We start from the raw sequence: 8976 nt of genomic DNA, 5'->3' as shown, positions 1-8976 counted from the left end.
ATACCAGATTGCGCCGGATTTTCGTTCGTCATCAAGGCGCGACATCAGGCGCATAGTCTAACTATGTCACTGTTGTCGCAACACAGAGGACGGACGAAAAGACAAGCAGGATGGTATGTCATTTGACAGAAATCGCCTTAGTCTGACGGCTCGCGCGTCAGGTTGACAGTACCCACCCATTAGACAACGGCCCCAGAAAGGGGCCGCTTGTCCACGTTTGCTATCACCTAATGTCAATTGGCTCTGATAATACCGCAGGCATCGCGCGCACCACCGGCACAGCCCTTCTTGAGATCACTCTCCTGATTGCAATAGGTGTCCTCGTTGGTATGAATGATGACGGCGCTGCCGTCCTCGTCCAGTATGCTCAGCCGACCGGCAGAGAGGGTAATGCGATTGGTCGTATGCGTCATGGTCCCCTTGCCATTTTTTACTTCGATATTGATGAGGTCGCCCATATGGTAAGGGTGGTTGATGTCATTGGCGGGAACCGAGTCGCCCGCGCTGTCCGGCCGCGTTTCACCGAAAGGCCCTGGGTCATGGTGCCCCTTGGCGGCGCTGCAGGGTTCACAGGCGCCCGTCTCGTGGATGTGTACTGCATGCTTGCCGTCGGACAGGCCTTCCACCCTGAGAACCACGGTCACTTCCCGGATCCCCTCGTCAGTCATCTCTTCGGTGAGTGTTGCACTGCCGGAGATATTTGGGTCACTGCAGCCCTTGATGTCGGCCGTGGCCGTGAGATTGGCAGCTTGTCCGGGCAGTGAAAAGCAGAGCAAGGCGACTCCCCCACATAGTGAAAGACAGGCAGACCTTTCGGGCGCATTTATCATTGTGAGTCCTCCTTCCGTATTCCTTTGGTTGGGAGTGGGAGCATACACCCCGATTTGATAAGTGAGCAATCTGCAATCCGCAAGCAATAATTTTAATGGCGAACAGCCACTTACGGTTGCCGAACAGAGTCCGGTTTGGAAATGTCTACTTGCAGAAGGCTGGCATTGTCAACATGAATCAGATCAACGCTCGCTGAACAACCCCGCCGTTACTTTGGCGCTTAGTTTAAGTTGACAGTACCGTCGCCAAACCGTCCTTCCCGGCGCTTAAGACTTTGGCCGAAGCGTGGCCTGGAAATTTAGGCAACAGCGACGGATCGATTCGTAGGAGACTTCAATGCCCCGCTCGGCGTGCAGGCCCTTCACATCGCCGACGCAGGCGAAAGCGATGATCTAGCCAAATGACTTGGCTAATGATCTCCGGAGGAAACCGGTGGTGGTGAAATCGAAGTTTTCGCTTGTGCCAACGCCGAGTGTGCCGAAAGTTCCGTTAAAGTGACAATGCCCTGCGAATGTAAGGCCTGATACCTGCTATAGAAGCCGTGATTTGGATACCTCCAAAGGACAGCATGAGTCGTTGCTGAGAGAGAAAAAGGGGACCCCTTTTATAGGGCGGCTAATCAGCCGGGCGGCGCCTTCGGCTCATGGCCGTCGCTCTTGTCGCCGAGCAGGCGGCGCACCACCACGAAGAACACAGGAACGAACAACACACCGAGTAGCGTAGCGCCCACCATGCCGCCCATCACGTCGGTGCCGATGGCATGGCGACTATTGGCACCGGCGCCGGTGGAGATGGCCAGCGGCAGCACGCCGAGGATGAAGGCGATCGAGGTCATGAGGATCGGCCGAAAGCGTAGACGGCAGGCCTCCAGCGTGGCCTCGAGCAGGCCGCGACCCTGCTGGCGCATGGTGTTGGCGAACTCGATGATCAGGATGGCATTCTTGGCGGACAGGCCAATCACCGCGATGAGTCCGACCTTGAAGTAGACGTCGTTCTCCAAGCCCCTCAGCCAGGTGAAGGTGAGCGCACCCAGCACGCCGAGAGGCACCACCAGCATCACGGCCACCGGGATCGACCAGCTCTCGTAGAGGGCCGCCAGCGCCAGAAACACCACCAGCAGCGACAGGCCGAAGAGGATGGGTGCCTGCTGCCCGGAGATGATCTCCTGCAGCGACTGGCCGGACCATTCGTAGCCGATGCCCTGGCCCAGATCCTGTTGGACGATCTTCTGCATCGCGTTCATTGCCTGTCCGGAGCTGTAGCCCGGCGCGGCGGAGCCGTTGATCTGAACAGCCGGGTGGCCGTTATAGTGGTCGAGCGTCGGGGGGCCAATGGTCCAGCTCGAGGATACGACGCTCGAGAGCGGCACCATGTTGTCGATGTCGCCGCTGCTGGCAGGGATGTAGTAGCGGCTGAGATCTTCGGGGCGGCTGCGGTAGTCGGCATCGGCCTGCAGCAGGACTTTCAGCACCCGGCCCTGGTAGTTGAAGTCGTTGGCGTAGACCGGCGCCAGCATCAGCCGGATGGCGTCGTAGATGTCCGGCAGCGACAGCCCCATGGACTTCGCCTGCACCCGATCCAGGTTGAGATGCAACTCGGGGGCGTCTTCGAGCTGGTTGGGCCGCACCCCGGCCAACACCGGATCGGCGGTGGCTTCGCCGAGCAGGGTATTACGGGCCTGTATCAGCCGGTCGTGGCCTAGACCGGCACGATCCTCGAGGCGGAAATCGAAACCGCCGAAGCGGCCCAGGCCCCGTATGGTGGGCAAATTGATGACGAACATGCGCGCGCCTTTGATGGACTGAAGCGCGCCATTGGCCCATTGAATAATGGCATTGATTTGTTGATCGGCGCCGCGGCGCTCGCTCCAGTCCTTCAGGCGAATGAATCCCAGGCCGACATTTTCGCCCTGACCGACGAAGCTGAAGCCAGCCACATCAAGGACCTTGTCCACCGCCGGGTGACGCTGAATGATCGCCTCCATCTGCCTTAACACCCCACCGGTACGTTCCATGTTGGCGCCGGGCGGCAGCTGAACGATCACCAGGGCGTAACCCTGGTCCTCCTCGGGGAGGAAGCTGGTGGGCAGCCTGCTGTACAGCACGCCCGCCACGCCGACCAACACGATGAAGGCGACCATCCAACGCGGCGTTCGACGGATCGAGTGCTTGACCCGCGCCAGGTAGCCTCGCGTCAGCGCACCGTAGAGCCGGTTGAAGCCGCGCAGAAATGCGTTCGGTTCGCCGTGCACCGGTTTCAGCAGGGTGGCGCACAGCGCCGGGGTAAAGCTCAGCGCCATCACAGCGGAGATGGCCATGGAGATGGCGATGGTGAGCGAGAACTGGCGGTAGATCACCCCCACGCTGCCGCCCACCAGTGCCATGGGGATGAACACCGCTGCCAGCACCGTGGTCATGGCGATTACGGCGCCGGTGATCTGGTCCATGGCCTTGCGCGTCGCCTCCTTGGGCGGCAGACCCTCCTCGGTCATGATGCGCTCGACGTTCTCCACCACCACGATGGCGTCGTCCACCACCAGGCCGATCGCCAGCACCAGGCCGAACAGGGTGAGCACGTTGATGGAGAAGCCGGCTATGTACATGCCGGCGAAGGCGCTGGTCAGCGCCACCGGCACCACCAGGGTGGGAATCAGGGTAGCGCGCAGATTCTGGAGGAACAGCAGAATCACCAGGAACACCAGCACCACGGCCTCGATCAGGGTGTAGAGCACCTCGTGGATGGAGATGCGGATGAATTGGGTGGTGTCGTAGGGTACGAGCCAGGTCACCCCAGGCGGAAAGTAGTTGTCCAGCTCGCTCATCTTGTCGCGCACCGCTGCCGCCACCTCCAGCGCATTGGCATCGGGGGACAGCAGAATAGCGAAGCCGGCGATCGGGTCCCCGTTGAGGTGCACATCGTGGCCGTAGGTCTCGGCCCCCAGATCGATACGCGCGACGTCGCTGAGGCGCACGCTGCTGCCGTCGGGATTGGTGCGCAGGATGATGTCGCCGAACTGCTCGGTGGTGGTGAAGCGGCTGGCCGCATTGACCGTGGCGCTGAAGCCCTGTCCGGGTGGGGCCGGTTCGGCGCCGATCGAGCCGGCGGCGATCTGCACGTTCTGGTCGCGCACCGCCTCCAGCACCTGAGAGGCGCTGAGGTTGTAGCCCCGCAGCTTGTCGGGGTTGAGCCAGATCCGCATGGCGTAGGCGGCGCCGAACAGGTTTGCGCCCCCCACACCGGGTAGGCGCTGGATCGAGTCGAGCACCTGGGAGGCGATCAGGTTGTTGAGCGCATAGGTGTCGAGGCTGCGGTCCTCCGAGTGGAGCGCCATCACCATGAGGAAGTCGTTATTGGCCTTGGCGACGGTGATGCCGTTCTGCACCACCTCCTGCGGCAGTCGCGGTTGGGCGATGCTGAGGCGGTTCTGCACCTGCACCTGGGCGATGTCGGGATCAGTGCCGCTCAGGAAGGTCAGGGTGATCTGCGCGGTGCCGTTGGAGCGCGATGTCGAGTCGAAATAAAGCAGATCGTCGACGCCGGTGAGCTGCTGTTCGATCACCGAGGTTACGGTTTTTTCCAGAACCTCGGCGCTGGCGCCGGGATACACGGCGCTGATGCTGATCTGCGGTGGGGCGATCGGAGGATAGGCCGAGACCGGCAGGTTGAAGATGGCTGCGGCGCCGGCCAGAGTGATCAGGATGGCCACCACCCAGGCGAAGATGGGCCGGTCGATGAAGAAACGGGGCATCGTTCAGGCGCCTCAGTGCTTGGCTGCGGTTTCCGCCGTCGGCTGGGCCGCCGGCACCGTACTGGCAGTGGTTCCCGGCTGTACCTTTTGCAGTCCTTCGACGATCACCTGGTCGCCATCGGCAAGATCTCCGGTAACGATCCAATCCGAACGGGTCATGCCCCGGGCCTCCAGACGGCGCTGGGCCACCTTGCCGTCGGCGCCGACCACCAGCGCGTAGGCGCCTTTGGCGTCTCGGGCCAGCGCCGTCTGTGGCAGCACGAACGCCTGGTCGATCGTCCCGGTCGTGAGCCGCAGATTGACGAACATACCCGGCAGCAACGAGTGATCCGGATTGGGCAGCACGGCGCGCAGAGAGATTGCACCGGTGCCGGGATCCACGTCGAGATCGGAAAAATCCAGCGTGCCGGCCTGCGGGTAGGGTTTGCCGTCGGGTAGCTCCACCTCCACGCGCGCCGCACCCGGCCCGCCGGCATGACTCTGCAGCTCCCGGAACTCCGAGACCGACAGGCTGAAGTTAACGTAGATAGGGTCGATCTGCTCGATGGTGGTCAGCTGAGTCGCCTCGCCTTGGCCTACTAGTGCCCCCTCGGTCACGAGCGCACGGCCGGCTCGCCCGGCGATGGGCGCAGTGACGGTGGCGTACCCCAAATTCAGGCGTGCGCTTTCCACATCGGCCTGAGCCTGCTTCACAGCTGCCGCCGTGCTGCGCTCGGTGGCGATTGCGTCGTCCAGGTCCTGATTGGCGATCAGCTTCTTGGCCTCCAATTTGCGAGAGCGCTTTGCGGTCGCGGCGGCATTGCTGGCATCGGCTTCCGCCTTGGCGAGGGCAGCCTCTTTGGCATGCAGAGCCGCCTCTAGCGGAGCGGGGTCGATCAGGTACAGGACCTCGCCCTGGCTCACGTCGGTGCCTTCGGTATAGACCCGCTCGAGGATGATGCCGGCCACCCGCGCCCGCACCTGCGCGACCCGGGTCGGCGCCAGTCGGCCCACCAGCTCGCGGCTGAGCGGCACCGACTGGGGATGGACCTCGATGACCGCCACTTCAGGTGGCGGGGGCGGCGCTTTCGATGAATTCTGAAGGGTTGCCTGGTTACAGGCGGCGAGCAGCAACAGGCCGGCTCCGAGCAATGCCGCACGCAGCGGTTGTTGTCTCATGAGAAATCCTTAATTGGTGCGAACGGCACCAGTACACGGGCACCACAGCAAGGTTAGGCCGCCGCCCTTGGCGATAGGTTCCGATCCCAGAAACGCGCGATTGCGAGGCGAGGCCCGGTCTCCAAGTGCCCCTAGTCTAAAGCGATTTATGTTAAATGACATCCCATCCTGATTGTCTTTTCGCACGTCCTCTGCGTTGCGGCAACCGTTCCATCGTTCGACTATGCGCCCGTTGTCGCGCCTTGATGACGAACGAGAATCCGGCGCGATCCGATATGCCATTTTCAGGAACAAGTCTGTCCATGTTGTCGCTTTCAGGTGAGAATCAATCATGCGCCATAGATATACTGGCGTATGCTCCCCTGCCAGCCGACAATGGGACCAAGAGGTTGCCATGAGCCAAGAAGACGTTGAAAGCGCATTAGACCCGATCGACTGGGCGAGACTGACGGAAGGGCGGGAGTTCTTTCCCTCACCGGCGGGGTGGGCCGACGAGGTGCTCTACTTCCTGTTCGTCGATCGTTTCTCGGATGGACGCGAGTTCGGTGGTTTTCGCGATGTGGCCGGGGCGGAGGTCGCTGGCCCCGCGGCGGAGCGGGCCACTCCCCCGTTCCACCTTGAGACAGACGCCAGCAATGTCGAGCGCGAGGCCTGGTTCGCAGCCGGCCGTCGCGGGTGCGGCGGTACCGTGGCGGGGCTCATCGACAAGCTGGGCAATCTGCGCCGCCTTGGGGTTTGCGCCGTGTGGCTCAACCCCCTGTTCCGGCAGGTCACCGGCACGGGGAGATCCGCGCCTGGGACGGGTTTCCGGAATACATGGATGGCGACTTCCTGAGCCTCAAGGATATGAGTCATGGCGAGGCCCCGCGCGACCCCGGCCTGGCCTGGGACGTGGAGGAACGCATCCGACGCTTCCGGCCGGCGGAGACCCTCAACCGGCTGATCCAGGTCTACAAATTCTGGATCGCCTGTGCGGACATTGACGGTTACCGCATCGACACCGTTAAGCAGATGGAACCGGGAGCCGTCCGCCGGTTCGCCAACGCCATCCACGAGTTCGCCCAGTCCCTGGGTAAGGAGAGCTTCCACCTCAATGGCGAGGTCACTGGCGGGCGGGCGAACGCGGTCAACATCGTTAGTACCACCGGCATCGACGCCGTCCTGGGTATCAAAGATATTCCGGATATGTTGGGATTTTCGGCGAAGGGCTGGCGCAGCCCCGGCAACCCTGATACCGACGCTCAGGGAGGGTATTTCGATCTCTTCCGCAACAGCCTGTTGGATGGGAAGTCCAGCCACCAGTGGTACTGTAGCCACGTGGTCACCCTGTTCGACGACTACGACCAGGTGGGAGTCAAACACAAGTTCCGTTTCGCCGGGCAGGGCGACGGCTACCGCTTCCTCAAGGCCGTCCTCGCCCTCAACCTGCTCGGCGCTGGTATCCCCTGCATCTATTTACGGCACCGAACAGGGGGTCGATGGGGCCGACCGCCGATCAGGCGATGCGTCGGACGCTTTCAGCGACGCTTTTCTGAGAGAGTGCGTGTTCGGCGGTCCCTTGGGGTCTATACAGAGCACCGGTCGCCACCGCTTCAATGAGGACCACGAGCTGTACCGCTTCATGGCTGCGCTGACCGCCCTGCGTCGCCGGCATATCGCCCTGCGGCGCGGCCGTCAGTATCTGCATCGGGAGGTGCATACGCCATGTGGCCAGGTTTCCGCACGCTGTTCGTCTGCATCCTTCTGGGCGCGCCGGCGCCGGGGTTCGCCGAGTTCAACGGCTGCCCTGTGTCTGCCCAGGTGTTCGCCGGCACGCCCGAGCTCGGTGCCGGTGGGCTGAGCCCGGATTTCCGGTCGTGGCTCGCCGACCACGGCTATGACCGGTTCGACTTCGCCCGCGATGACCTGGAAGGCGGGAGCTTCGGCGGGCGCCAGATGGCGGCCCAGGCGTTGCACAATCAGCCGGTGGTCTTCGTGCACGGCAACTCTGACCGGGCGGCGGGCCACAGCGCCGAGGGCCCGCTCGGCTGGACGGCCGTGATCCGGCAGTTCCTGGATGCTGGTTATACACCGGCCGAACTCTACGCGAGCACCTGGGGGCCGGCAGATCAGGACAAGGCCAGCGAGCAGGTCCACTCGGTTGATCATGTGCGGCGAATCCGCAGCTTCATGGAGGCGGTTCTGGCGTACACCGGGGCGAAGCAGATGGACGTGATCGCCCATTCCATGGGGGTGACCCTGGCGCGCCGCGCCATCCTGGGTGGAGAACTCGACGGTCAGGAACTCGGGCCACCCTTGACCGATCGCATTGACACCTTTGTCGGCATCGCGGGTGCCAACCGGGGTCTGGCAACCTGCGTCTTTGCCAGGCGTCTCCCCACCTGCTCGGATCACAACGGATTATTTCCCGGTTATACCCTGATCTGGGGCGTAACAGGACTGTCTGATTACCTCGCAGAACTCGAGGCGCGGTCGGGCTTCGAAGGCGCCCACGTCTACAGCATCTGGTCACGGGCCGACCAGCTCATCGGTTTCGGCGGGCTGGTCTACGGAGAGTACACCTCGCGAATCCCGGGTCAGGAGGGGGAGAAGGTCTATGCGGGCAATCCTTACGGGCATTTTTGCGTTCGCGACCTCAGCGCTGGCGTGCAGCTGGAAATGGTGCGCAACCACCGCTTGCCGCCATAACCCGTGTGACCGGGCGTGTCACTGGTGGCTCGCGGAAATCAGCGCCAGCAAGAATTAGTCACGCAAACTCGCCCGCCCGATATTCTGCGTATCGGTTCCGAACCAGATGGCATCTGTTTGCGGGTCGAACACCATGTGTCGTACCGAGCGGCCACCGCTGGGGATGTCGGTCTGACTGAAGAATTTCTCTGTTGCCGGATCAAAGCCGACAAACCGGTTCGGCTGTGGAATGGTTTCCACGAACCAGGCCCGGTCCCTGTTGTCGACGGTCATCGCATATGGCCCGGCTTGTTTGCTCGGGGTCTTCCATTCCCGGATCCTGTCTGTCTCGGGGGAGTAACTTCCCAGATAGCCCTGCGCGTAGTCGACGTACCAGATTTGCCCGTCACTTGTTCTACCAATGCGGCGTGGTCGGGCATCCTCGCGGGGCAGATCGATCTCCGTCAGCTCCATGGTTTCGGGATCAACGGTCGCGAGCTTGTTCGTGCCTAACAGGGCAATCCAGGGCCGGCCCTTGGGATCACTGATAATGCCGTAAGGCGATTGCCGGA

5 protein-coding genes and 1 pseudogene are annotated in these 8976 nt (G+C 62.4%); 2 read left to right on the top strand and 4 right to left on the bottom strand.

The features are described from left to right. Window positions 1-233: 233 nt before the first annotated feature. From LJE91_09455 to LJE91_09445, 3 genes are all read right to left on the bottom strand, one after another. The gene (locus tag LJE91_09455) at window positions 234-830 is read right to left on the bottom strand and encodes a superoxide dismutase family protein (protein MCG6868928.1); all 597 of its coding nucleotides are present in this window, start codon (window positions 828-830) and stop codon (window positions 234-236) included. Window positions 831-1450: 620 nt separating this feature from the next. After that, the gene (locus tag LJE91_09450; GenBank protein MCG6868927.1) at window positions 1451-4579 is read right to left on the bottom strand and encodes an efflux RND transporter permease subunit; all 3129 of its coding nucleotides are present in this window, start codon (window positions 4577-4579) and stop codon (window positions 1451-1453) included. Window positions 4580-4591: 12 nt separating this feature from the next. After that, entirely contained in the window at window positions 4592-5737 is a 1146-nt protein-coding gene (locus tag LJE91_09445; protein MCG6868926.1) for an efflux RND transporter periplasmic adaptor subunit, read from the bottom strand. A gap of 394 nt (window positions 5738-6131) precedes the next feature. On the opposite strand from LJE91_09445, the pseudogene LJE91_09440 reads away from it, so the two are divergent. Then, window positions 6132-7427: pseudogene (locus LJE91_09440) on the top strand (hypothetical protein). Between the two features lie 14 nt (window positions 7428-7441). Then, entirely contained in the window at window positions 7442-8425 is a 984-nt protein-coding gene (locus LJE91_09435; protein ID MCG6868925.1) for a lipase, read from the top strand. Window positions 8426-8479: 54 nt separating this feature from the next. Here the strand turns inward: LJE91_09435 and LJE91_09430 are convergent. Beyond that, window positions 8480-8976: lyase (locus tag LJE91_09430; GenBank protein MCG6868924.1), on the bottom strand; the 497-nt coding region annotated here is incomplete at its 5' end.

The organism is Gammaproteobacteria bacterium (assembly GCA_022340215.1).
In the GTDB taxonomy this organism is placed as follows: domain Bacteria; phylum Pseudomonadota; class Gammaproteobacteria; order JAJDOJ01; family JAJDOJ01; genus JAJDOJ01.
This window is presented reverse-complemented; position numbering and strand designations above follow the sequence as displayed.